The sequence below is a fragment of the Nocardioides secundeburneus genome, from assembly GCF_039939255.1.
Taxonomy (GTDB): domain Bacteria; phylum Actinomycetota; class Actinomycetes; order Propionibacteriales; family Nocardioidaceae; genus Nocardioides.
Genome location: NZ_JBDUUE010000006.1, coordinates 141,227 through 163,120, shown reverse-complemented (window position 1 = coordinate 163,120; position 21,894 = coordinate 141,227). Strand labels below are relative to the sequence as shown.

Sequence of the window (21,894 nt, the reverse complement as noted above, 5' to 3'; positions counted from 1 at the left end):
GTAACCCGGTCGAGACTGTCGGCGCCTCCGACTACCGTGGGTGCCCGTGCCCGACCTCTCGACCGAGCCCATGATCCACGCGCGCGGCCTGCGCAAGTCGTTCGGCTCCGGCGACACCGCGTTCGAGGCCGTGAAAGGCATCGACCTCGACGTCCGGCGCGGCGAGGCGTTCGGCTTCCTCGGGCCCAACGGGGCCGGCAAGTCGTCGACCATGCGGATGATCGCCGCCGTCTCGCCGGTCACCGGCGGCGAGCTGCGCATCCTCGGCCGCGACCCGGCGTCCGAGGGCCCGGCCATCCGGGCCCGGCTCGGGGTGTGCCCGCAGGAGGACACCCTCGACTCCGAGCTCAACGTGCGCGACAACCTGGTCATCTACGCCCGCTACTTCGGCATCGGGCGGGCCGATGCCCGGGCCCGCGCCGACGAGCTGCTCGAGCTGGTCAACCTCACCGAGAAGGCCAAGGCGAAGGTCGACGACCTCTCCGGCGGCATGAAGCGCCGGCTCACCATCGCGCGCAGCCTGGTCAACCGGCCCGAGCTGCTGCTGCTCGACGAGCCGACCACCGGCCTCGACCCCCAGGCTCGCCACGTGCTGTGGGACCAGCTGTTCCGGCTCAAGCAGTCCGGGGTCACGCTCGTGATCACCACGCACTACATGGACGAGGCCGAGCAGCTGTGCGACCGGCTCGTCGTCATGGACAAGGGCCTCGTCGCCGCGCTCGGCTCGCCGTCCGAGCTGATCCGTGAGCATTCCTCGCGCGAGGTGGCCGAGCTGCGGTTCTCGCTCGCCGACGTCGCCGACGATTCCTCGGCCAACCCCCACCAGACCCACGCCGAGGCGGTCGCCGACCTCGCCGACCGGGTCGAGGTGCTGCCCGACCGGCTGCTGGTCTACAGCGCCGACGGCGACGCCGTCCTCGAGCAGGTGCATGAGCGTGGTCTGCGCCCGGTCGCGACCCTGGTGCGGCGCAGCACGCTGGAGGACGTCTTCCTCCGCCTGACCGGCCGGACGCTGGTCGACTGATGGCGGTCCTGGTCCCTACCCCGCCCGACGGCGCGCTGAGCCTGCCGACGGCGATCCGTCGCATGGCGCCCTACTGGCTCACGGTCTCGCTGCGCACCTGGCGCGGCTCGGTGGTCTCCGCCTTCCTCTCGCCGGTGTTCTACGTGCTCGCCATGGGCGTGCTGCTCGGCGGGTTCATCGACGGCGGCCCCGCGCAGCTCGAGGGCGCCCCCGACTACCTGGCCTTCATCGTGCCGGGCCTCGTGGCCGGCCACGCCATGCAGACCGCCGTCGGCGACACCTCGTGGCCGGTGTTCAGCAACTTCAAGTGGAACCGCGTCTACGACTCGATGATCGCCACCCCGATCACCGTGCGGCAGGTCGCCGCCGCCCACCTGTTCTTCGTGTGGGTGCGGGTCACCGTGATCTGCGCGATCTTCGACCTCGTCGTCGCACCCTTCGGCGTGTTCGCCACCTGGTGGTCGCCGTTCGCGGCGCTGGGCGCACAGAGCCTGACCGGGCTGGTGTTCGCGACGCTGATGTACGGCTACGCGTGCCGCATCTCCTCCGACGCCGCCTTCGGCGTCGTCTTCCGGGTCGGGGTCTTTCCGCTCTTCCTGTTCAGCGGTGCGTTCTTCCCGATCGCCAACCTCGGCGCGGTCGGCGAGCGCGTCGCGCAGGTGACGCCGCTGTGGCACGGGGTCAACCTGTCGCGCATGGCGAGCCTCGACACGGTCGACGTGAGCACCGCCGTGGTCAACCTGGTCGTGCTGCTCGCGCTCGCGGGCCTCGGGTCCTGGTGGGCGGTCAGCGGGCTCGAGCGGAGGTTGTCGTCGTGAGCGACCCGTCGTCCCGACCCGACCGGTTCGTGGTGCCGCTCACCTCGGTCCAGGCCACGCTGCTGCTCGTCGAGCGCAACGCGATCACCTACCGCGCCGAGTGGAAGCTGTTCCTCACCGGCTTCCTCGAGCCGGTCTTCTACCTGCTCTCCATCGGCATCGGCGTCGGTCAGCTCATCGACACCTTCGAGTTCAACGGTCGTCAGGTGCCCTACGCCGAGTTCGTCGCACCGGGCATGCTCGCGGCCTCGGCGTTCAACGGCGCCCTCATGGACTCCTGCTACAACTTCTTCTTCAAGCTCAAGCACGGCCGGCTCTACGACGCCGTGCTCGCCACGCCCATCGGCACCGGCGACGTCGCCCGCGGCGAGGCGCTGTGGGGCCAGCTGCGCGGCGGCTCCTACTCCGCGGCCTTCCTCGTGGTCATGCTGGTGCTCGGTTACATCGACACCTGGTGGGCGCTGCTCGCGCTGCCGGCGGCACTGCTGATCGGCTTCGCGTTCAGCGCCGTCGCCATGGCGTGCACGACCTGGTTCACCTCGTGGCAGGACTTCGAGAAGGTCACCCTGGTCCAGGTCCCGCTGTTCCTGTTCTCGGCCACCTTCTTCCCGGTCACCGCCTTCGACGGCTGGCTGCGCTGGGTCGTCGAGTGCACCCCGCTCTACCGCGGCGTCGTGCTGTGCCGCGAGCTCACCACCGGTGCCGTCTCGACCGCCTCCCTGGTCTCGGTCGTCTACCTCGTGGTGATGGGCGCGGTCGGCCTGCTCGTCGTCCGACGCCGGCTCGACGCGCTGCTCATCACGTAGCCGTGCGCACGCGGGCCCAGAACGCGGTGTCGATCCACCGGCCGTGCTTGAACCCCACCTCGGGCAGCAGCCCGACCGGCGTGAACCCACAGGCCCGGTGCAGCGCCTCGCTCGCCTCGTTCGGCATCGCGATGACCGCCAGAAGGGTGTGCACGCCCTCGTCGTCGAGGCGGGGGAGCAGCACGTCGTAGAGCGCCCGGCCCACACCGCGGCCCCGGGCTCGAGGGTCGCGGTAGACCGAGACCTCACGGGTCGCGTCGTAGGCCGGGCGTGGTCGGTACGCCGACGACGAGGCGTAGCCGACCACCTCGTCGTCCGCGTCGACCGCGACGAGCAGGTGGTGCGGGGAGCCGAGCCGCTCGCGCCAGACCGACAGAGGTGGGGCAACCGTGTCGAAGGTCGCGATGCCGTGGACGACCTGCTCGTCGTAGATCGCCTTCACGGCCGGCAGGTCGGCGTCCACGGCGTCCCGCACGGTCCAGCTGCTCGACGACATGTCCGCATCCTGACGCACGGTGGCAGGAACCCCGGCGACGTGTTCCCGCCAGGCCGTCAGGATCGTGCCCGTGATCACGCCCGACACCAAGGACTGGACCTGGGTCCTCGACGCGCCCTGCCCCGAGTGCGGCCTCGTCGCCGCCGACGTCGCGGTGGCCGAGGTGGGTCGCCTCGTCCGCGAGAACGCCGCGCGGTGGCCCGGTCTGCTGGCGGCGCCCGGCGCGGCCCGCCGTCCGGACCCGGGGACGTGGTCGCCCACCGAGTACGGCGCCCACGTGCGCGACGTCCACCGGGTCTTCGCCGAGCGGGTGCGGCTGATGCTCGACGAGCACGCTCCGACCTTCGACGACTGGGACCAGGACGCCGCCGCGGTCGCGGGCCGCTACGACGAGGCCGACCCGACCGAGGTCGCCGCGGACCTCGTCGCGGCCGCCGAGGCGGTGGCCGACCTCTACGACGACGTGCCTCCGTCGGCCCACGACCGGCCGGGGTCCCGGTCCAACGGCAGCGTCTTCACCGTCGCCTCGATCGCGCGCTACCACCTGCACGACGTCGTGCACCACCTCCACGACCTGCGCCGCTGAGGGCTCGCCGCCTCGTCTACCGTGGACGGCGTGAGGCACACCGAGTTCTGGCAGCGCATGGAGCACGCCCTCGGCAGCGCCTACGCTCGCAGCTGGGCCTCCTCGGTGGTGATGGCCGACCTCGGACGCCGCACCGCCCAGCAGGCGATCGACGACGGCGTCCCGCCGAAGCAGGTCTGGGCCGCCGTCTGGCGCCAGCTCGAGCTGCCCGACCGCGAGCGCTGAGGGCGGCGGCCGCGATGGTCGCGCCGGCGGCTGGCACGATGACCGGGTGAGCGAGACACCCCGGGCCGACGTCGCCGTCATCGGCGGCACCGGCTTCTACTCCTTCCTCGACGACTACACCGAGCACGCCGTCACGACGCCCTACGGTGACCCGTCGGCCGCGATCGCGATCGGTGAGGTCGGGGGACGCCGGGTGGCGTTCCTGCCCCGGCACGGACCTCACCACGAGTTCCCCCCGCACGCGATCCCGTACCGCGCCAACGCCTGGGCGCTGCGCTCGCTCGGCGTGCGGCAGGTGCTCGCACCGTGCGCCGTCGGCGGGCTGGCCGGCGTGGCGCCCGGCGACGTCGTCGTCCCCGACCAGCTGGTCGACCGCACCCGCCGCCGCATCGACTCCTTCGTCGAGACCGGCGCCTGCCACCTGCCGTTCGCCGACCCCTACTGCGCCGGGGTCGGGGCGGCCCTGGCCGGTGCCGACGCCGACGTCCGGTCGGGCGGCACCATGGTGGTGGTCGAGGGGCCGCGGTTCTCCACCCGCGCCGAGTCGCGCTCCTACGTCGACCAGGGCTTCCACCTCATCAACATGACCGGCGCCCCCGAGGCCGCGCTCGCACGCGAGATGCGCCAGTGCTACGCCTCGGTCGCGCTCGTCACCGACATGGACGCCGGCGCCGAGGCCGGTGAGGGCGTCGGCCAGGAGGAGGTCTTCGCCCTCTTCCGGGCGAACCTCGAGCGTCTGACGACGCTGCTGACGCGGGCCATCGAGGCCTTGCCCGACCCCACGGGGTGCTCCTGCTCGACCTGGGCCGACGACGTCGAGCTCACCTACGACGTCCCGGGCTGAGACGTCGCCACGACGCCGTGCCCGACGGCGGCGTCACCGGGTCGTAATGACTTCGGGCGACACGGGCGGCCCGGCGAGCCTAGGTTGGCAGGACCATGCGCCACCGTGACCTCCTCCCGCCCCGTGCCGCTCGGCGCGACCGCGTCGACCACCCGGTCGTCGAGCGACCCTTCTCGACCGTGTTCTCCTACGCCCTCCAGGGGCGCCCCTGCACCGTCCTCGGCCTCGGCGACACGGTCGAGCCCCTGCCGGTCGAGGCGTGGCGGCGGGCCGCGGACGAGCACGACGACGCCATCCTCGACCACTGCCAGGGCCCGACCCTCGACATCGGCTGCGGCCCGGGTCGCATGACGGCGGCGCTAGCCGGCCGCGGCACCGTCGCCCTCGGCATCGACGTCGTCGACGAGGCCGTCGGGCAGGCGATCGGCCGCGGCGCCACCGCCCTGCGGCGCGACGTCTTCGACGTCCTGCCGGGGGAGGGCCGCTGGGCCACGGCCCTGCTCGCCGACGGCAACGTCGGCATCGGCGGCGACCCCGTCGCGCTGCTGCGCCGGGTGGGCGAGATCGTCGACCCGCGGGGCAGGGCCGTCGTCGAGGTGCGGGGCCCGGGCGTCGCGGCGCGCACGTCGTGGGTCCGCATCGAGTCCGCCGGTCTCCGCTCGCGGCCGTTCCGCTGGGCCGTCGTCGGCATCGACCACGTCGCGGGGGTCGCCTCGCGCGCCGGGTGGCGGGTCGTCGAACGGGCCTGCCACGGCGGCCGCTGGTGCGTCGTCCTGGAGGCGGCGCTGTGAGGATCGTCGACCGCCTGCCCGCTCCCAGCGACCTCCCCGGGCCGACGCCCGAGTCGTTCACCTCGCGGCTGCGCAGCCCGGCCGTCGCGGCCCGGATCGGGCTCTGGCTCGGCATCAGCTTCGCCGTCTGCTTCGTCACCGGCCTGCTGAGCCACTACGCCCAGAACCCCACCCAGCCGATCCCGTTCCCGTCGAGCCCGTCGTGGGGCTACCGCGTCACCCAGGGCCTGCACGTCGTCACCGGGACGGCGTCGGTGCCCCTGCTGATCGTCAAGCTCTGGACGGTGTACCCGAAGCTGTTCGAGCGGCCGCCCTCGCTCCGGCTCCGGGTGCTCGTGCTCACCACGCTCGAGCGGGTCTCGATCGCGGTCCTGGTGGCGGCGTCGATCTTCATGCTCGTGAGCGGCCTGACGAACACGGCGTCCTGGTACGTCTGGAAGTTCGGCTTCCGGCCGGCCCACTACGGGGTCGCGTTCGTGACCATCGGCGCGCTCGTCGTGCACGTCGCGGTCAAGCTCCCCGTCATCCGTGAGGCGCTCGGCGCCCCGGTCGACGCGCGGCACTCCCACGACCGCGACACCGCGGTCGAGCAGGGCGTCATGTCGCGTCGAGCGCTGCTGCGCACCACCTGGCTGGCGGCCGGCACCGCCGTCGTGCTCACCGCCGGGCAGACCGTGCCGTGGCTCCGCCAGGTCTCGGTGTTCGGCATCCGTTCCGGCAACGGCCCTCAGGGCATCCCGGTCAACCGCAGCGCCGAGGCGGCCGGGGTGCTCGAGAGCGCACGCAGCGAGGCGTGGCGCCTGACGGTCACCCACGGCGACCGCACGGTCGAGCTCAGCCGGCCCGACCTGCTCGCGATGCCGCAGCGCACCGAGACCCTGCCGATCGCCTGCGTCGAGGGCTGGAGCGCCAACGGCACCTGGACCGGCGTGCGGCTCAGCGACGTGCTCGCCCTCGTCGGCGCCTCTCCCGACAGCGACGTCACCGTGTCGTCGTTCCAGGAGAACGGCCCGTACTACACGGTCAACACGCTGCAGAAGACCTTCGTCGCCGACGACCGCACCCTGCTGGCGCTCGACCTGGGCGGTGAGCCGCTCGACCTCGACCACGGCTACCCGTGCCGGCTCATCGCGCCCAACCGTCCCGGCGTGCTGCAGACGAAGTGGCTCGGCAGCGTGGAGGTGCAGGCATGAGCGCCGAGACACCGCAGCCGGGGCGTGGCGGCCTGGTCACGCGCCTGCTGCTCGGCGCCGTCGGCGTGGTCGTCGGGGTCTACGGCGCCTGGCTCGTGCTCTCGCGCCAGGACTCGCGCCAGCTGGGCAGCCTGGCGCGCTACCTGGTCGGCGGCATCGTGCTCAACGACGTCGTGATCGCCACGGTCGCGCTCCTCGCCGGCGTGGCGGTGGTGCGCCTGCTGCCGCGGGCCGCCCGAGCCCCCGTGGTCGTCGGCGGGGTCGTCCTCGCGTCCACGACCCTGCTGGCCGTGCCGGTGCTGCTCTCCTACGGACGCAAGCCCGACAACCCGACCCTGCTCGACCGCGACTTCGTCGGGGGCTGGTGGGTCTTCGCCGGCGTCGTCGTGGTCGCCACGGCGGTGGCGGTCGTCGTCCGGCTGCGGCGGGCGCGCGCCGCAGCGGCCGGGAGCGAGACCTGATGGCGCGGGTGCTGGTCGTCGACGACGACGTCACCGTGCGCGAGGTGGTCGTGTCCTACCTGCGCGCCGCCGGGCACGACGTCGACGAGGCCGGCGACGGAGCGGCCGGGCTCGACGCGATGCGCCGCGCACCGGCCGACCTCGTCGTCCTCGACCTGATGATGCCGCGGCTCGACGGCCGCGAGACGTGCCGACGCCTGCGGGCCTCGGGCGACGTGCCGGTGATCATGCTCTCCGCGCTCGCCGGGGAGGAGGCCCGGGTCGACGGGCTCGAGCTCGGTGCCGACGACTACGTCACCAAGCCCTTCAGCCCGCGCGAGCTCGTCCTGCGCGTCGAGGCGCTCCTGCGTCGCTCCCGCCGCGGCGACGTGCTGCCCGACGTCGTCGGCGACGGCGACCTCGTCGTCGACGGCGGCCGCCGCGAGGCGACGCGCGACGGCGTCCGGCTCGCCCTGACCGGGCGTGAGTTCGACCTGCTCCGCCACTTCCTGGCCCATCCCGGCGTCGCCTTCACGCGCGACGACCTGCTCCAGCAGGTCTGGGGTTGGACCGTCGGCGACCACTCGACGGTCACCGTGCACGTGCGCCGGCTGCGCGAGAAGGTCGAGCCCGACCCCGCGTTGCCTCGCCGCCTGGTGACCGTGTGGGGCGTCGGCTACCGGTGGGACGCCGTGACGGGGCAGCGGTGAACGACGTCACCGAGATCCTCCTGGTGGCCGCCGCCGCGGCGACCGTCGTCGGCGCCGCCGGTCTCGGCGCCGGCTACCTCCTGCGCCGCCGGTCGATGCGCTGGCAGCTCGGCCTCGTCGCCGTCGTCGCGGTCGGCTCCGTGCTGGCCGGGGTGCTCGCCGTGTCGGAGCGGATGCTGATCTCCGAGCACGACCTCGGCGTCGTCACGCTCGTCACCGTCGGCGCCGCCGTGATCGCCCTGGTGGTGGCGATGGCGCTGGCCGCGGCCCTCGGGCGCTTCTCCGCCGCGCTGCGGGCCGACGTCCGGCGGGTGGCGGCGGGTGACCCCTCGGCCCCGGACGAGCCCGTGCCGGCATCGTCGCGGGGCCCCGCGGAGTTCCGGGCGCTGGCCGCCGAGCTCGACGACATGCAGGCCAGGCTCGCCGAGTCGCGGGCCCGCGAGGCCCGTGTCGAGAGCGCGCGGCGCGAGCTGGTGGCCTGGGTCTCCCACGACCTCCGCACCCCCCTCGCCGGCCTGCGCGCCATGGTCGAGGCCCTCGAGGACGGCGTCGCGCCCGAGCCCGAGCGCTACCACCACGAGGTCCGCCTGCAGGTCGAGCGCATGTCGCGCATGGTCGACGACCTCTTCGAGCTCTCCCGCATCCACGCCGGCGTCCTGCCGCTGGCCCCCGAGCCGCTGCCGCTCGACGACCTGGTCAGCGGTGCGATCGCCGAGTCGATCTCCGTCGCCCGCTCCCGCGGGGTGACCCTCGGTGGCCGGGTCGAGCCCGGACTCGTCGTGCGGGCCGACCCGGCCGGGCTGACCCGCGTGCTCGGCAACCTCGTCTCGAACGCCGTGCGCCACACGCCCGAGGGCGGCGCCGTGGAGGTCGTCGGCAGTGCGACGCACAGTGCGGTCGAGCTGAGCGTGACCGACGCCTGCGGCGGCATCGCCCAGGACGACCTCGCACGCGTCTTCGACGTCGCCTGGACCGGCTCGGCGGCCCGGACGCCCGAGCCCGGGGGCGACGTCCGGGCGGGCCTCGGCCTGGCGATCGTGAAGGGCATCGTCGAGGCCCACCAGGGCCAGGTGTCGGTGCAAAACCTGGACTCGGCACCCCGCCCGGGCTGCCGGTTCCTGGTGCGCCTGCCGGTGTGAGGGCGCGGCTCGACGCGACGACCGGCGTGTCGGGTGGCTTCGAACACGTGTTCGGCCTAGCGTGGGTGTCGTTGCTCGGCCCGCCTCCGCGGCGGGTCGTCCACAGGGCTCGGGTCGGTCCGGGCGGTTGTGTCGGTGGTCGCCCCTAGCGTCTCCGGCAGACGACGACCTCACATCCCGATCACACGACGTAAGGACACACATCATGGCTGGTGGAGACCGCGACAAGTCCCTCGACGCGGCACTGCTCAACATCGAGAAGCAGTTCGGCAAGGGCTCGGTGATGCGCCTCGGCGACGAGACGCGCGCCCCTCTCGAGATCATCCCGACCGGGTCGATCGCGCTCGACGTGGCGCTCGGCCTCGGCGGCCTGCCCCGCGGGCGCGTCGTCGAGATCTACGGCCCGGAGTCCTCCGGAAAGACGACGGTCGCCCTGCACGCGGTGGCCAACGCCCAGGCCCGTGGCGGCATCGTCGCCTTCATCGACGCCGAGCACGCGCTCGACCCCGACTACGCCAAGGCCCTCGGCGTCGACACCGACGCCCTGCTGGTCTCCCAGCCCGACTCCGGTGAGCAGGCGCTCGAGATCGCCGACATGCTCATCCGCTCCGGTGCGCTCGACCTCATCGTCATCGACTCCGTCGCCGCGCTCGTGCCCCGCGCCGAGATCGAGGGCGAGATGGGCGACAGCCACGTCGGCCTGCAGGCCCGCCTGATGAGCCAGGCGCTGCGCAAGATGACCGGTGCCCTCAACAACTCCGGCACCACGGCCATCTTCATCAACCAGCTGCGCGAGAAGATCGGCGTCATGTTCGGCTCGCCCGAGACCACCACCGGTGGTCGCGCGCTGAAGTTCTACTCCTCGGTCCGCCTCGACGTGCGGCGCATCGAGACCCTCAAGGACGGCACCGACATGGTCGGCAACCGCACCCGGGTCAAGGTCGTCAAGAACAAGGTCGCGCCGCCGTTCAAGCAGGCCGAGTTCGACATCATGTACGGCAAGGGCATCAGTCGCGAGGGTGGCCTGATCGACGTCGGCGTCGAGGCGGGCCTCGTCCGCAAGGCCGGTGCCTGGTACACCTACGAGGGCGACCAGCTCGGTCAGGGCAAGGAGAACGCCCGCACGTTCCTCAAGGACAACCCCGACCTGGCCAACGAGCTGGAGAAGAAGATCCTCGAGAAGCTCGGCGTCGGCCCGAGCGTCGCCGAGCCGGCCGACGAGCTGTCCGACGCCCCGATCGGTGTCGACGACTTCTGAGCCCGGTTCGGGGTCCGGTCCCGGTTGGCGCGGCGACGTCGGTGACGGCGTCGCCGCGTGGACCCGTGGTCGCGAGGGTGGTCGAGGCGCCCGGAGCGCCGGCGGCCAGCAGCGAGAGCGACGCGGGCGCCGTCCCGCAGCCGACAGCCCGCCGGACCCCCGCGACGTCGACGCCGACCCCGAGGCGGTCGCCCGCAAGATCCTGCTCGACCAGCTGACCGGGCGCGCCCGGTCTCGTCAGGAGCTCGCCGACAAGCTGGCCGCCAAGAACGTGCCCGACGACGTCGCGACAGACCTGCTCGACCGGTTCACCGACGTGGGTCTCGTCGACGACGAGGCGTTCGCCCGGATGTGGATCGCCGGGCGTCAGTCCGCCAAGGGCCTGGCGCGGCGCGCGTTGGCGCAGGAGCTGCGACGCAAGGGCATCGACGACGCGGTGGCGCGCGAGGCGCTCGACGAGGTCGACCCCGCCGACGAGGAGGAGGCCGCCCGCTCCCTCGTGCGAAGGAAGCTGCGCACGCTGTCGCGGGTCGACGACACCACCGCCACCCGGCGCCTGGTCGGCATGCTCGCCCGCAAGGGCTACGGCTCGGGCCTGGCCTACGCGGTCGTGCGCGATGAGCTGGCGTCGTCCGGGCGCGAGGCACCCGAGCCCGACTGAGGGCACCCCGCCACGTCAGGCACGGTTCGGGCTTCCCCACGGTCCCTGCGGAGCGGCACACTGCCAGGCGTGGCTACGGAGCGTGAGGTCCTCACCTGGCAGATGTTCGGCTCCGCGGTCGACCACCTGGCCCATCGGGTCGTCGACGACGGGTTCGAGCCCGACATCGTGCTCTCGGTCGCTCGTGGCGGCCTGGCGCTCGGCATGGGGCTCGGCTACGCGCTCGACGTGAAGAACGTCTTCACGGTCAACGTCGAGTTCTACACCGGCATCGACGAGCGCCTCGAGGTGCCGATCATGCTCCCGCCGGTGCCGCACGCCGTCGACCTCGCCGGGCTCAACGTGCTGATCGCCGACGACATCGCCGACACCGGTCTCACGCTGCGCCACGTCCAGCAGTTCTGCGAGGGCCACGTCGCCGACGTCCGCACGGCGGTGGTCTTCGAGAAGTCGCGCTCGGCGGTCAAGCCCGACTACGTCTGGAAGGCCACCGAGGCGTGGGTCGACTTCCCGTGGTCCGACCGCGAGCCGCTGCGCAAGCGCGCTTCGACCGGCTGAGGCTCCGCCGGTGTCGGAGGTCAGGGTCGCGGTGGGCGACGACGTCCGCACGACGACGACGGCGCCGGGGGAGTCGTGGTACGCCGCGGCGTGCCGGCTGGCACCCGGGGGACCCGACCCGGTGGCTGTCGACCTGTCGGGCGAGGCCAAGCAGTTCTGCGTCGACGGCGACACCGTCGCGACGGTGCGCGCCATGACCCGTGGCGACCTGCCCGACGTCGTCGCGTGGCGATCGGCCGCCCACGTCGCGCGCTGGTGGTTCGGCGACGGCCCACCCGGCCTGGCGGCCTACGAGGCGACCTACGGCCCGCGCATCGACGGCCGCGATCCGGTCCGGATGGGCGTGTGGGAGGTCAACGGTCGTTCGATCGGGCTGGTGCAGGACTACCGGGTCGGCGACAAGCCCGACTACGCGCTGCTCGCCCCCGACCCGGAGGCGGTCGGCGTCGACTACCTCGTGGGTCGCGTCGAGTGGGTCGGGCGGGGCGTCGGCACGAGGTGCCTGTGGGCGTGGCTCCTCGACGTCCGGCGGCGTCGTCCGGACGCCGAGCACTGCTTCGCCGCGCCCGACCACCGCAACCGGGCCTCGCTGCGGGTGTTGGCCAAGGTCGGGTTCGTCGAGGGCCTGTGGTTCGACCAGACCCAGTCCGACGGCAGCGTCGAGACGCTGGTCGGCTGCACGCTCGACCTCGCAACCGTGGTCGGCTGACCGGCAAGGAACTACCTGCATAGGGTGGGCTCCATGAGCAGCATCGCCGACGCCCTGCGCCTGACCGGCGGCACCGTCGACCTCGCCTCGATCGACACCGACGCCGCGCCCGGCTACGACGGCGACAAGGCCTCGGGGACGGCGGCCCTCGCCGCCATGGAGCCTGAGCTCGCCGAGCTGCAGGAGCGGCTGTTCGCCGAGGGCCGTTCCGGCGGCGAGCGCTCGGTCCTGCTGGTGCTCCAGGGCATGGACACCTCGGGCAAGGGCGGCACGCTGCGGCACACGGTCGGCCTGGTCGATCCGCAGGGCGTGCGGATCTCCTCCTTCAAGGCCCCGACGGAGGAGGAGCGCAGCCACGACTTCCTGTGGCGCATCGAGAGGGCGCTGCCCGAGCCGGGCTACCTCGGCGTCTTCGACCGCTCGCACTACGAGGACGTCCTCATCGCCCGGGTGCGCGAGCTCGCCCCGCCCGAGGAGATCGAGCGTCGCTACGACGCCATCAACGACTTCGAGCAGCGGCTCGTCGACGGCGGGACGACGATCGTCAAGTGCATGCTGCACGTCTCGGCCGCGGAGCAGCGGGAGCGCCTCCTCGCCCGGCTCGACGACCCGACGAAGTTCTGGAAGTACAACCCCGGTGACCTCGACGAGCGCGCGCTGTGGCCGGCCTACCGCGAGGCCTACCAGGTGGCGCTCGAGCGCACGCACACCGAGGCCGCGCCCTGGCACGTCGTCCCAGCCGACAAGAAGTGGTACCGCAACCTGGCCGTCGGCACCCTGCTGCTCGATGCGCTCCGCGGGCTCGACCCGCAGTGGCCCGCGGCCGACTTCGACGTCGCCGCCGAGCGCCGCCGTCTCGAGCAGGAGGAGCCGGTCGCTTGAGCGAGCAGCTCGCGACGGTCCGGGTCACCCGCTACGTCACCCCGCTCCGTGAGGGCGGCAGCATGCCCGGCGTGGTCGAGGGCGACGACCTCGGCACCTACGTGTGCAAGTTCCGCGGCGCGGGACAGGGCCTGCGGGTCCTGGTCGCCGAGGTCGTCGTCGGTGAGCTGGCCCGACGCATCGGGTTGCGGACGCCGCGGCAGGTCGTGCTCGACCTCGACGCCGACATCGCCCGCTACGAGGCCGACGAGGAGGTGCAGGACCTGCTGACCGCCAGCACCGGCCGCAACCTCGGCATCGACTTCCTGCCCGGCTCGTTCGGCTACGACGGCCAGACCGGCGTCAGCCCCGACGTCGCCGGCCGCGTCGTGTGGCTCGACGCCTTCTGCGCCAACGTCGACCGCTCGTGGCGCAACCCCAACCTCCTGCTGTGGGGTGACGAGCTCTGGGTGATCGACCACGGCGCCGCGCTCTACTTCCACCACGCCTGGCCGGGCGGTGTCGGCGACCCCGCCCGGTTCGCGGCGCAGCGGTGGGACCCCAGCGACCACGTGCTCCTCGGCCGCGCCACCACGCTCGCCGCGATCGACGACGAGCTGACCCAGCGAGTGACGCCCGACCTGCTGTCCGAGGTCGTCGGGCTGGTGCCCGACGCGTTCCTCGACCCCGTGCCCGGCGCCGAGACCCCCGCAGCGCTCCGCGACGCCTACGTCGCGTTCCTGACCGAGCGGCTCACCACACGTCAGTGGCTGCCGGAGCCGCCGTCGTGAGCGCGACCCGGCAGCCCTACCAGTACGTCGCGCTGCGGTACGTGCCGCGCGTCGACCGCGAGGAGTTCGTCAACGTCGGCGTCGTGCTCTACTGCCACGCCACCGACTACCTCGCCGCGGCCTGGCGGATCGACCGGGACCGGCTCGGCGCGCTCGACCCGCTCGTCGACGCCGACCAGCTGCGCAGTGCCCTCGGGTTCGTCGACGCCGTGTGTGCCGGCGACGCCCGGGCCGGCAGCGCGGCGTCGGTGCCGGTGAGCCAGCGCTTCGGCTTCCTCAAGGCGCCGCGCAGCACCGTCCTGCAGCCGGGGCCGGTGCACGGCGGGGTCACCGACGACGCACCGCGCCAGCTCGACCACCTGCTTCACCACCTGGTGGGCTAGTCGGGCCGGGCGGCGAACAGGGGAGCGCCGGTCAGACGGGGACGAGCTCGACGGCGCCGACCGCGTAGCGCGCCAGGACGACGCGCGCGACCTCGGGGTGGGCACCGAGCGGTGCCGAGACGGCGACCGCCCCGGCCTCGACCGCGAGCTCGGCGGCCCGGTCGGTGAGCTCGCCCGGCGTCAGGAACAACGACGCGACGGCGATGTGACGACGTCCCTCGGCGCGGAAGGCGCGCACGGCCTCGCCGGTGGCGGGCGGGGTGCTGGCCGCGTAGGCGGCGCTGACCGGCAGGCGGTGGTGGGTGCCCCAGGTGCGGGCGAGGCGGGCCACCGACTGGTTGGCGATGGGGTCGGCGGAGCCGGCGGCGGCGAGCACGAGCGCGTCGAGCTCGCGGCAGCGCGCCTCGCGCAGGGCCTCGCGCAGGCGCTCGTCGAGCACCTCGAGGAAGCAGGTCTCGAGCCCGAGCGACTCGGTGACGCGCACCTGGACGTCGGCATGGCGCGCGGTCGCCGCGGCGACGGCGTCGGGCAGGCGCTCGAGCGCGCGGTCGACCTCGGAGAGCACCAGCGGGACGACGACGATCTCGTCGTGGCCGGCCTTCACGAGCCGGTCGACGACGGACTGGAGCTCGGGCCGCGTCCAGCGGGCCTGCGGGCCCGAGTCGAAGGTCGGGTCGAGGAAGGCGCGCTCGACGCGGAGGTCGGGGCGCTGGGCCTTCACCTCGTCGACGAGGGCCGTGATGGTCTTGGTGGTGCGGGAGTCGCGGCTCGCGGGAGCCAGGGCCACCAGGGCGGGAGCAGTCATCGGACTGCCTCCTCTCTCAGCGTCGAGCGGCGGGTCACTGGTGGATGCCGCACTCGGTCTTGTTGGTGCCGGCCCAGCGCCCGCTGCGCGGGTCGTCGCCAGGCGCGACGCGGCGGGTGCAGGGGGCGCACCCGATCGAGGGGTACCCGTCGTAGGCGAGCGGGTTGACCAGGACGCCGTTGTCCTGGATGTAGCGCTCCACCTGCTCGTCGCTCCAGCGGGCGAGCGGGGAGACCTTGACCTTGCCCTTCTTGGCGTCCCAGCCGATGACCGGCGCGATGACGCGGTTGTGGGTCTCGGCGCGGCGCAGGCCGGTGGCCCAGGCGTCGTACTCGGCCAGGGAGTCCTTGAGCGGGGCGAGCTTGCGCAGGGCGCAGCAGCGGTCGGGGTCGGTACGGAAGAGGTCCTTGCCCTCGGTCGCGTCCTGCTCGGCCACGGTCTGCTTCGGCGTGATGGTGATGAGATTGACGTTCATCGTGTGCTTGACCGCGTCGGCGGTGCCGAGCGTCTCGACGAAGTGGTAGCCGGTGTCGAGGAACACCACGTCGACGCCGGGCACCACCGTCGAGGCGAGGTGGGCCAGCACGGCGTCGCCCATCGACGACGTCACGCAGAACCGCTCGCCGAACGTCGCGGCGGCCCACTCGACGATGGTCTCGGCCGGGGCGAGCTCGAGCTCGGCTCCCCAGTGGGAGACGAGGTCGCGCAACTCCTCCGGCGAGCGGCCCTCGGTGGCGATGCCGCGGTTGTCGCGAGCGGTCTGGGTGAGGGTGGTGGTCATCGGACCACGCCCTCGGGGCGCAGCTGGCCGATCATCTTCACCGAGAAGATCCGCTGGCAGTCGCGGCACTCCCAGGCACCGTGCTGGGCCTCGTGCGGCCACAGGTTGGTGTCGCCGCAGTAGGCGCAGTGGAAGGGGACGGCGCGTTCGCTCATAGTGAGGTCAACACCTTCTCGCCCCTGAGTAGTTCCTCCTCGGCCCGGGCCACCCACGCCGCGAAGTTCTCCTCGATCGAGGTCCGGTCGGCGAGGTAGTTGGTCACGACCGCGGTGATGTAGTCGTCGAGGCCGGCGCTGGTGACCTTGTGGGCGCGCAGCTTGCGGCCGAAGTTGGCCTGCAGCCCGGTGGCGCCGCCGAGGTGCACCTGGAAGCCCTCGACCTGCGCGCCGTCCTGCATCACCAGCTGGCCCTTGAGGCCGATGTCGGCGACCTGGGTGCGGGCGCAGGCGTTCGGGCAGCCGTTGACGTTGACCGTGATCGGCACGTCGAGCTCGGGGAAGCGCTGCTCAAGCTCGCCGACCAGCCGGCGGGCGCGCTCCTTGGTGTCGACGATCGCCAGCTTGCAGAACTCGATGCCGGTGCAGGCCATCGTGTTGCGGCGCCAGTTCGACGGACGTGCCGACAGCCCGATCGCGTCGAGCTCGTCGACGAGCTCGTCGACGGCGTCCGGCGGCACGCCGATGAGCACGATCTTCTGGTACGGCGTCAGCCGGGCCCCGGCGACTCCGTGCTTCTCGATCAGGTCGGCGAGCTGGACCAGGATGGTGCCGGAGACCCGGCCCGCGGTGGGCGCGACGCCGACGTACCTCAGTCCGTCCTTCTGCTCGTGGACGCCGATGTGGTCGCGGTGGCCGAGGGGCGAGGCGGGGGAGTCGCAGCTGACGAGCTCGTGGCCGAGGTACTCCTTCTCGAGCACCTCGCGGAACTTCTCGATGCCCCAGTCGGCGACGAGGAACTTGAGACGGGCGCGCGAGCGGAGGCGCCGGTAGCCGTAGTCGCGGAAGATGCCGGCGACGCCGGCCCAGACTTCGGCGACCTGGTCGAGCGGGATCCAGACGCCCATCTTGGCGGCGAGCATCGGGTTGGTCGACAGGCCGCCGCCCACCCAGACGTCGAAGCCGGGGCCGTGCTCGGGGTGCACGGTGCCGACGAAGGAGATGTCGTTGGTCTCGGGCGAGACGTCGTGCGAGGGGTGGCCGGTGAGGGCGGTCTTGAACTTGCGCGGGAAGTTCGAGAAGTCCTTGTCGCCGATGAACCGGTCGAAGATCTCCTCCAGCGCCGAGGTGCCGTCGATGATCTCGTCGGCGGCGACGCCGGCGACCGGCGAGCCCAGGAACGGTCGCGGCGAGTCGCCGCACGCCTCGAGGCTGCTCAGCCCGGCGGCGTCGAGGCGCTCCCAGATCTCGGGGACGTCCTCGATCTGGATCCAGTGGTACTGGATGTTCTCGCGGTCGGTGACGTCGGCGGTGTCACGCGCGAAGTCGACGCCGATCTGCCCGAGCGCACGGACGGCCTCGTGCGACAGCAGGCGGCCGTCGGAGCGCACCCGCAGCATGAAGTAGCGGTCGTCGAGCTCCTCTTCCTCGAGCTGGGCGGTCTTGCCGCCGTCGAAGCCCGGGGCGCGCTGGGTGTAGAGGCCCATCCAGCGGAAGCGACCGCGCAGGTCGGCGGGGTCGATCGAGTCGAAGCCGCGCTTGGAGTAGATGTGGAGGATGCGGTCGCGGACGTTGAGCGGGTCGTCGTCCTTCTTGGACTGCTCGTTCTTGTTGAGCGGCTCGGTGAAGCCGAGCGACCACTGACCCTCGGCGCGCTTGGGGCGCGGGATCTCGGTGAACTGGGCCTTCTTGCTCTGGAAGCGCAGGTCGGGCATGCCTCGGAGGTTCCTTACTTCGGCTGAGAGAGGAGCGCCGCTGGGGACGGGGCGCCGGGGAGGTGGGTCTCGGTCAGCAGAAGCGACACATCATGCTGCGCGTGCGCCCGAGGTCCACGTGGCGGCGTACCACGAGGAAGGCGCTCGTCTCAGCAGTGACCATGGGATGGAGTCTCACGGTCCGGACGCGCCTCCCACAAACGTTCATCTCGTGATGTGAGATGCGCGTCCACGATGTGGATACGTGGCCGGGGGCCAGCACGGGCGCGCCGTCGCCCGTGCGAGGTAGGTCACACCCCGGTGGCCGCCGCGGCGGGCTCCGGCGATGCCGCACCGCGACGCCGACGTCATTAGTCTGCACGTCATGGCCGACATCGACGCCCTCACCAGCTCCGCCTACTCGCAGGCCCTCGAGGTCATCGCCTCGGTCGAGCCGCGCATCGCCGAGGCCACCCGGCAGGAGCTCGCCGACCAGCGAGGCTCGCTCAAGCTCATCGCGAGCGAGAACTACGCCTCGCCCGCCGTGCTGCTCACCATGGGCACCTGGTTCAGTGACAAGTACGCCGAGGGCACCGTCGGCCACCGGTTCTACGCCGGCTGCCAGAACGTCGACACCGTCGAGGCGCTCGCGGCCGAGCACGCCCGCGAGCTGTTCGGGGCCGAGTACGCCTACGTGCAGCCGCACTCGGGCATCGACGCCAACCTGGTCGCCTTCTGGTCGATCCTGGCCCACCGCGTCGAGGGACCCTGGCTGGAGAAGGCCGGGAAGAAGAACGTCAACGACCTCACCGACGACGACTGGGAGGCCTTGCGCCGCGAGCTCGGCAACCAGCGCCTGCTCGGCATGAGCCTCGACACCGGCGGGCACCTGACGCACGGGTTCCGCCCCAACATCAGCGGCAAGATGTTCCACCAGCAGCAGTACGGCACCGACCCCGAGACGGGTCTGCTCGACTACGACGCCCTGGCCGCCAAGGCTCGCGAGTTCAAGCCCCTCGTGCTGGTCGCCGGCTACTCGGCCTACCCGCGCCGGGTGAACTTCGCGAAGATGCGCGAGATCGCCGACGAGGTCGGGGCCACGCTGATGGTCGACATGGCCCACTTCGCCGGGCTCGTGGCGGGCAAGGTGTTCACCGGCGACGAGGACCCGATCCCGCACGCGCACGTCGTCACCACGACCACGCACAAGAGCCTGCGCGGCCCGCGCGGCGGCATGGTGCTGGCCACGGAGGAGTACGCGCCGTCCGTCGACCGCGGTTGCCCGATGGTGCTCGGCGGTCCCCTGTCGCACGTCATGGCCGCGAAGGCCGTCGCCTTCGCCGAGGCGCGCCAGCCCGCGTTCCGCACCTACGCCCAGCAGGTCGCCGACAACGCCCAGTCGCTCGCCGCCGGGCTGCAGTCGCGCGGCACGAACTTGGTCACCGACGGCACCGACAACCACATCGTGCTCCTCGACGTCTCGTCGTACGGGCTCACCGGCCGCCAGGCCGAGTCGGCCCTGCTCGAGGCGGGCATCGTGACCAACCGCAACTCCGTGCCGGCCGACGCCAACGGCGCCTGGTACACCTCCGGCATCCGGGTCGGCACCCCCGCGCTCACCACCCGCGGCTTCGGGCACGACGAGTTCGACAACGTCGCCGAGCTGATCGTCCAGGTGCTGCAGAACACCGAGGCCGGCACGACCAAGGCCGGCACGCCGTCCAAGGCCTCGTTCGTGCTCGCCGAGGGCGTGGCCGACAAGGTCAAGGACGCCTCGGCCGAGATGCTCGACAAGCACCCGCTCTACCCGGGTCTCGACCTCGCCTGAGGGCGGGGGCGGCCTCAGGCCCGCCGGTACTCCACCTCGGGCCGGCCGCCGCCGCCGTAGCGCTGGCCGCGCTCGAGCACGCCGGTGTCGGCGAGGTGCTCGAGGTAGCGCCGCACGGTGACCCGCGAGGCACCGACGAGCCCGGCGACCTCCGAGGCCGACAGCGCCTCGTCGGTGCCCCGGACGGCGGCCACGACCGAGCGCAGCGTCTCGGCGCTCATGCCCTTCGGCAGCTCGGGCGCCGCCGGGCGCAGCGTGCCGAGCATCCGGTCGACCTCGTCCTGGGCCACGTCGCCGGCGGCCGACGACAGGCGCGCACGGTAGTCGGCGTACTGCTCGAGCCGGGAGCGGAAGGTCGCGTAGGTGAACGGCTTGATCAGGTAGAGCACGACACCGTGCGCGACCGCGTGCCGCACGACGTCGGCGTCGCGCGCCGCGGTGACGGCGATGACGTCGACCAGGTCGCCGGCCGCCCGCAGGCGCTGCAACAGGCCCAGGCCGTGGCCGTCGGGCAGGTGCATGTCGAGCAGCACGAGGTCGACGTCGCGGTCGCGCTCGAGGAAGCGCGCGGCGTCACCGGCCGAACGGGCGACGCCGGCGAGCCCGAAGCCCGGCGTGCGCTCGACGTAGGTGGCGTGCGCCTCGGCGGCGAGCTCCTCGTCCTCGACGACGAGCACCCGGACGACGTCGGGCCCGGTCATGGCGTGCCTCCCAGGGTGACGGTGAACGCGGCTCCGCCGAGGTCGGAGCGCTCGATGACGACGTCGCCGCCGTGGCGACGCGCCGTCTGCCCGACGAGGGCCAGTCCGACGCCGCGGCCCTCGGCCTTCGTCGTCCAGCCGCGCTCGAGCACGTGGGCGGCCTCGTCGTCGCCGAGGCCGGGCCCGCTGTCGTCGACGCGGACGACGGCCCGCCCGGCGGCGTCGTCGCCGAGCCGCACCCGCACCCGCCGCACCGCGGCGTCGGCGACGGCGTCGAAGGCGTTGTCGACGAGGTTGCCGAGCACGGTGACGAGGTCGCGCCCGGAGGCGGTGGTCTCGGGCAGCTCGCCGTCGACGTCGAGCTCGACGCCGCGCTCGCGCGCCTCGGCGCTCTTGCCGAGCAGGAGCGCGGCGACGACGGGGTCGCCGACCGCCTCGACGACGTCGTCGGCGAGGCGCTGGGTGACCTCGAGCTCCTCGGTCGCGAACGCCACCGCCTGCTCGGGGCGACCCATCTCCACGAGCGAGACGACCGTGTGCAGCCGGTTGGCCGCCTCGTGGGTCTGCGCGCGCAACGAGTCGGTGAGCCCGCGGACGACGTCGAGCTCACCGGTCACCGAGCGCAGCTCGGTGTGGTCGCGCAGGCTGACGACGGCGCCGACGTCGCGACCGTCCCAGGCCGCCGGGGACGAGCTGACCACGAGGACGCGGTCGCCCATCACGTAGAGGTCATCGGACTCCGCCGTCCGGCCGAGGGCGGCCTCGACGAGCCCGGGCGGCAGGCCGAGGTCGTCGAGGCGTCGTCCGTCGACGTCGTCGGGCAGGTCGAGCAGGCGGCGGGCCTCGTCGTTGACCAGCTGCACGCAGCCGTCGGGGTCGACGAGCAGCAGCCCCTCGCGGACGGCGTGCAGGACGGCGTTGTAGTACTCGTACATCCGGGTCATCTCCAGCTCGCCCATGCCGTGGGTCTGGCGCCGCAGGCGCCGGCTGACGAGCCAGGCGCCGGCCAGGCCGACGACGAGCACCACCGTGGCGGCGATGCCGATCACCACGAGGTCGCTGCGCAGCCGCTGCTCGATCGAGCTGACCCTGATGCCGACCGCGACGTAGGCGACCGGGTCGCCGCCGCCGACGGGCACCGCCGGGACGACGGCGCGCACCGACGGGCCCAGCGTGCCGGCGTACTCCTGGGTGAACGTGCGACCCTGCGGCGCGTCGCCGAGGTCGCCGATGAACGGCTTGCCGATGTTGGCCGGGTCGGGGTGCGTGAACCGCGTGCGGTCGGGCGCCATGATGGTCACGAAGTCGACGTCGGTGTCGACGCGCACGCGCTCGGCGTAGGGCTGCAGCGACGACGACGGGTCGATCGACCCGACGGCCGCCGCGACGGCGGGGGAGTCGGCGACCGACCGCGCCACCGCCACGGCCTTGTCGGTCGCCTCCGTGCGGGTGTCGCGTCGTGCGTCGTAGGCCGCGAGCGCGATCGAGGCCACGACCAGCACCACGACGACCAGGACCTGGAGCAGCAGCACCTGGCGGGCGACGGGCAGAGGACGGGGCACGCCGCCATCATCCCCCAGCCACGTCGGGTGGTCCGGCCCCTCGACGACGCACCTGTGATCGCGACCACTACGACC

Annotated in this window: 26 protein-coding genes; 19 read left to right on the top strand and 7 right to left on the bottom strand. The window is 72.8% G+C overall.

Going from position 1 to position 21,894, the window contains the following annotated elements:
- Nucleotides 1–46: 46 nt before the first annotated feature.
- From ABFT23_RS17160 to ABFT23_RS17150, 3 genes are read left to right on the top strand one after another with little or no spacing between them, the layout of a single operon-like run.
- A complete protein-coding gene (locus ABFT23_RS17160) occupies nt 47–1,024 on the top strand; it encodes an ABC transporter ATP-binding protein (protein ID WP_457623634.1) in 978 nt (325 codons plus the stop codon).
- Complete coding sequence (locus ABFT23_RS17155; protein WP_347897352.1) at nt 1,024–1,842, top strand: ABC transporter permease; 819 nt, start codon at nt 1,024–1,026, stop codon at nt 1,840–1,842. Before ABFT23_RS17160 ends, ABFT23_RS17155 begins: the two co-directional genes overlap by 1 nt.
- Nucleotides 1,839–2,648, top strand: coding sequence for an ABC transporter permease (locus tag ABFT23_RS17150; RefSeq protein WP_347897350.1), 810 nt, complete (start codon nt 1,839–1,841; stop codon nt 2,646–2,648). The genes ABFT23_RS17155 and ABFT23_RS17150 overlap by 4 nt, the downstream gene beginning before the upstream one ends.
- Here ABFT23_RS17150 and ABFT23_RS17145 read toward each other — a convergent pair.
- Nucleotides 2,641–3,144 (bottom strand): GNAT family N-acetyltransferase, encoded by a 504-nt coding sequence (locus ABFT23_RS17145; RefSeq protein ID WP_347897348.1) that lies wholly within the window; start codon nt 3,142–3,144, stop codon nt 2,641–2,643. The genes ABFT23_RS17150 and ABFT23_RS17145 overlap by 8 nt on opposite strands.
- A 70-nt stretch (nt 3,145–3,214) precedes the next feature.
- On the opposite strand from ABFT23_RS17145, the gene ABFT23_RS17140 reads away from it, so the two are divergent.
- The 15 genes from ABFT23_RS17140 (at nt 3,215) to ABFT23_RS17070 (ending at nt 14,293) form a co-directional block, all read left to right on the top strand.
- Nucleotides 3,215–3,730, top strand: a complete 516-nt coding sequence (locus ABFT23_RS17140; RefSeq protein WP_347897346.1) for a DinB family protein — start codon at nt 3,215–3,217, stop codon at nt 3,728–3,730.
- Between the two features lie 30 nt (nt 3,731–3,760).
- Entirely contained in the window at nt 3,761–3,955 is a 195-nt protein-coding gene (locus ABFT23_RS17135; RefSeq protein ID WP_347897344.1) for a DUF3046 domain-containing protein, read from the top strand.
- Between the two features lie 46 nt (nt 3,956–4,001).
- Nucleotides 4,002–4,799, top strand: a complete 798-nt coding sequence (locus tag ABFT23_RS17130; protein ID WP_347897342.1) for an S-methyl-5'-thioadenosine phosphorylase — start codon at nt 4,002–4,004, stop codon at nt 4,797–4,799.
- A 95-nt stretch (nt 4,800–4,894) separates the two neighbouring features.
- Nucleotides 4,895–5,590 carry a methyltransferase domain-containing protein gene (locus ABFT23_RS17125; protein WP_347897340.1) on the top strand — a complete coding sequence of 232 codons (696 nt, stop codon included), beginning with the start codon at nt 4,895–4,897 and terminating at the stop codon, nt 5,588–5,590.
- Nucleotides 5,587–6,783, top strand: a complete 1,197-nt coding sequence (locus ABFT23_RS17120; protein ID WP_347897338.1) for a molybdopterin-dependent oxidoreductase — start codon at nt 5,587–5,589, stop codon at nt 6,781–6,783. The genes ABFT23_RS17125 and ABFT23_RS17120 overlap by 4 nt, the downstream gene beginning before the upstream one ends.
- Nucleotides 6,780–7,244 (top strand): hypothetical protein, encoded by a 465-nt coding sequence (locus ABFT23_RS17115; RefSeq protein WP_347897336.1) that lies wholly within the window; start codon nt 6,780–6,782, stop codon nt 7,242–7,244. The genes ABFT23_RS17120 and ABFT23_RS17115 overlap by 4 nt, the downstream gene beginning before the upstream one ends.
- The gene (locus ABFT23_RS17110) at nt 7,244–7,933 is read left to right on the top strand and encodes a response regulator transcription factor (RefSeq protein WP_347897334.1); all 690 of its coding nucleotides are present in this window, start codon (nt 7,244–7,246) and stop codon (nt 7,931–7,933) included. Before ABFT23_RS17115 ends, ABFT23_RS17110 begins: the two co-directional genes overlap by 1 nt.
- Nucleotides 7,930–9,072 carry a sensor histidine kinase gene (locus ABFT23_RS17105; RefSeq protein WP_347897332.1) on the top strand — a complete coding sequence of 381 codons (1,143 nt, stop codon included), beginning with the start codon at nt 7,930–7,932 and terminating at the stop codon, nt 9,070–9,072. The genes ABFT23_RS17110 and ABFT23_RS17105 overlap by 4 nt, the downstream gene beginning before the upstream one ends.
- Before the next feature lie 205 nt (nt 9,073–9,277).
- The gene (gene recA, locus ABFT23_RS17100; RefSeq protein WP_457623631.1) at nt 9,278–10,330 is read left to right on the top strand and encodes a recombinase RecA; all 1,053 of its coding nucleotides are present in this window, start codon (nt 9,278–9,280) and stop codon (nt 10,328–10,330) included.
- Nucleotides 10,314–10,991 carry a regulatory protein RecX gene (locus tag ABFT23_RS17095; RefSeq protein WP_347897330.1) on the top strand — a complete coding sequence of 226 codons (678 nt, stop codon included), beginning with the start codon at nt 10,314–10,316 and terminating at the stop codon, nt 10,989–10,991. The genes recA and ABFT23_RS17095 overlap by 17 nt, the downstream gene beginning before the upstream one ends.
- Nucleotides 10,992–11,060: 69 nt before the next feature.
- Nucleotides 11,061–11,549, top strand: a complete 489-nt coding sequence (locus ABFT23_RS17090) for a phosphoribosyltransferase (protein WP_347897328.1) — start codon at nt 11,061–11,063, stop codon at nt 11,547–11,549.
- A gap of 10 nt (nt 11,550–11,559) precedes the next feature.
- On the top strand, nt 11,560–12,258 hold the full coding sequence (locus ABFT23_RS17085; protein ID WP_347897327.1) for a GNAT family N-acetyltransferase: 699 nt from the start codon (nt 11,560–11,562) through the stop codon (nt 12,256–12,258).
- A 33-nt stretch (nt 12,259–12,291) separates the two neighbouring features.
- The gene (locus ABFT23_RS17080) at nt 12,292–13,140 is read left to right on the top strand and encodes a polyphosphate kinase 2 family protein (RefSeq protein WP_347897325.1); all 849 of its coding nucleotides are present in this window, start codon (nt 12,292–12,294) and stop codon (nt 13,138–13,140) included.
- Nucleotides 13,137–13,910 (top strand): HipA family kinase, encoded by a 774-nt coding sequence (locus ABFT23_RS17075; RefSeq protein WP_347897323.1) that lies wholly within the window; start codon nt 13,137–13,139, stop codon nt 13,908–13,910. The genes ABFT23_RS17080 and ABFT23_RS17075 overlap by 4 nt, the downstream gene beginning before the upstream one ends.
- Nucleotides 13,907–14,293 carry a DUF3037 domain-containing protein gene (locus ABFT23_RS17070; protein WP_347897321.1) on the top strand — a complete coding sequence of 129 codons (387 nt, stop codon included), beginning with the start codon at nt 13,907–13,909 and terminating at the stop codon, nt 14,291–14,293. The genes ABFT23_RS17075 and ABFT23_RS17070 overlap by 4 nt, the downstream gene beginning before the upstream one ends.
- 31 nt (nt 14,294–14,324) lie before the next feature.
- Here ABFT23_RS17070 and ABFT23_RS17065 read toward each other — a convergent pair whose 3' ends face one another.
- Genes ABFT23_RS17065 through ABFT23_RS17050 form a run of 4 tightly spaced genes read right to left on the bottom strand, consistent with a single transcriptional unit; the run spans nt 14,325 to nt 17,749 of the window.
- On the bottom strand, nt 14,325–15,098 hold the full coding sequence (locus ABFT23_RS17065) for a sirohydrochlorin chelatase (protein ID WP_347897320.1): 774 nt from the start codon (nt 15,096–15,098) through the stop codon (nt 14,325–14,327).
- A 34-nt stretch (nt 15,099–15,132) separates the two neighbouring features.
- Entirely contained in the window at nt 15,133–15,879 is a 747-nt protein-coding gene (locus tag ABFT23_RS17060; RefSeq protein WP_347897318.1) for a phosphoadenylyl-sulfate reductase, read from the bottom strand.
- The gene (locus tag ABFT23_RS17055; protein ID WP_347897316.1) at nt 15,876–16,034 is read right to left on the bottom strand and encodes a hypothetical protein; all 159 of its coding nucleotides are present in this window, start codon (nt 16,032–16,034) and stop codon (nt 15,876–15,878) included. Before ABFT23_RS17055 ends, ABFT23_RS17060 begins: the two co-directional genes overlap by 4 nt.
- Entirely contained in the window at nt 16,031–17,749 is a 1,719-nt protein-coding gene (locus ABFT23_RS17050; RefSeq protein WP_347897314.1) for a nitrite/sulfite reductase, read from the bottom strand. The genes ABFT23_RS17055 and ABFT23_RS17050 overlap by 4 nt, the downstream gene beginning before the upstream one ends.
- Nucleotides 17,750–18,113: 364 nt before the next feature.
- Here ABFT23_RS17050 and ABFT23_RS17045 point away from each other — a divergent pair, with 364 nt between their 5' ends.
- On the top strand, nt 18,114–19,556 hold the full coding sequence (locus tag ABFT23_RS17045; protein WP_347897312.1) for a glycine hydroxymethyltransferase: 1,443 nt from the start codon (nt 18,114–18,116) through the stop codon (nt 19,554–19,556).
- Between the two features lie 14 nt (nt 19,557–19,570).
- Here ABFT23_RS17045 and ABFT23_RS17040 read toward each other — a convergent pair whose 3' ends face one another.
- Nucleotides 19,571–20,257, bottom strand: a complete 687-nt coding sequence (locus ABFT23_RS17040; protein WP_347897310.1) for a response regulator — start codon at nt 20,255–20,257, stop codon at nt 19,571–19,573.
- Nucleotides 20,254–21,819: a sensor histidine kinase gene (locus ABFT23_RS17035; protein WP_347897308.1), complete on the bottom strand. Its 1,566-nt coding sequence runs from the start codon at nt 21,817–21,819 to the stop codon at nt 20,254–20,256. The genes ABFT23_RS17040 and ABFT23_RS17035 overlap by 4 nt, the downstream gene beginning before the upstream one ends.
- Nucleotides 21,820–21,894: the final 75 nt, after the last annotated feature.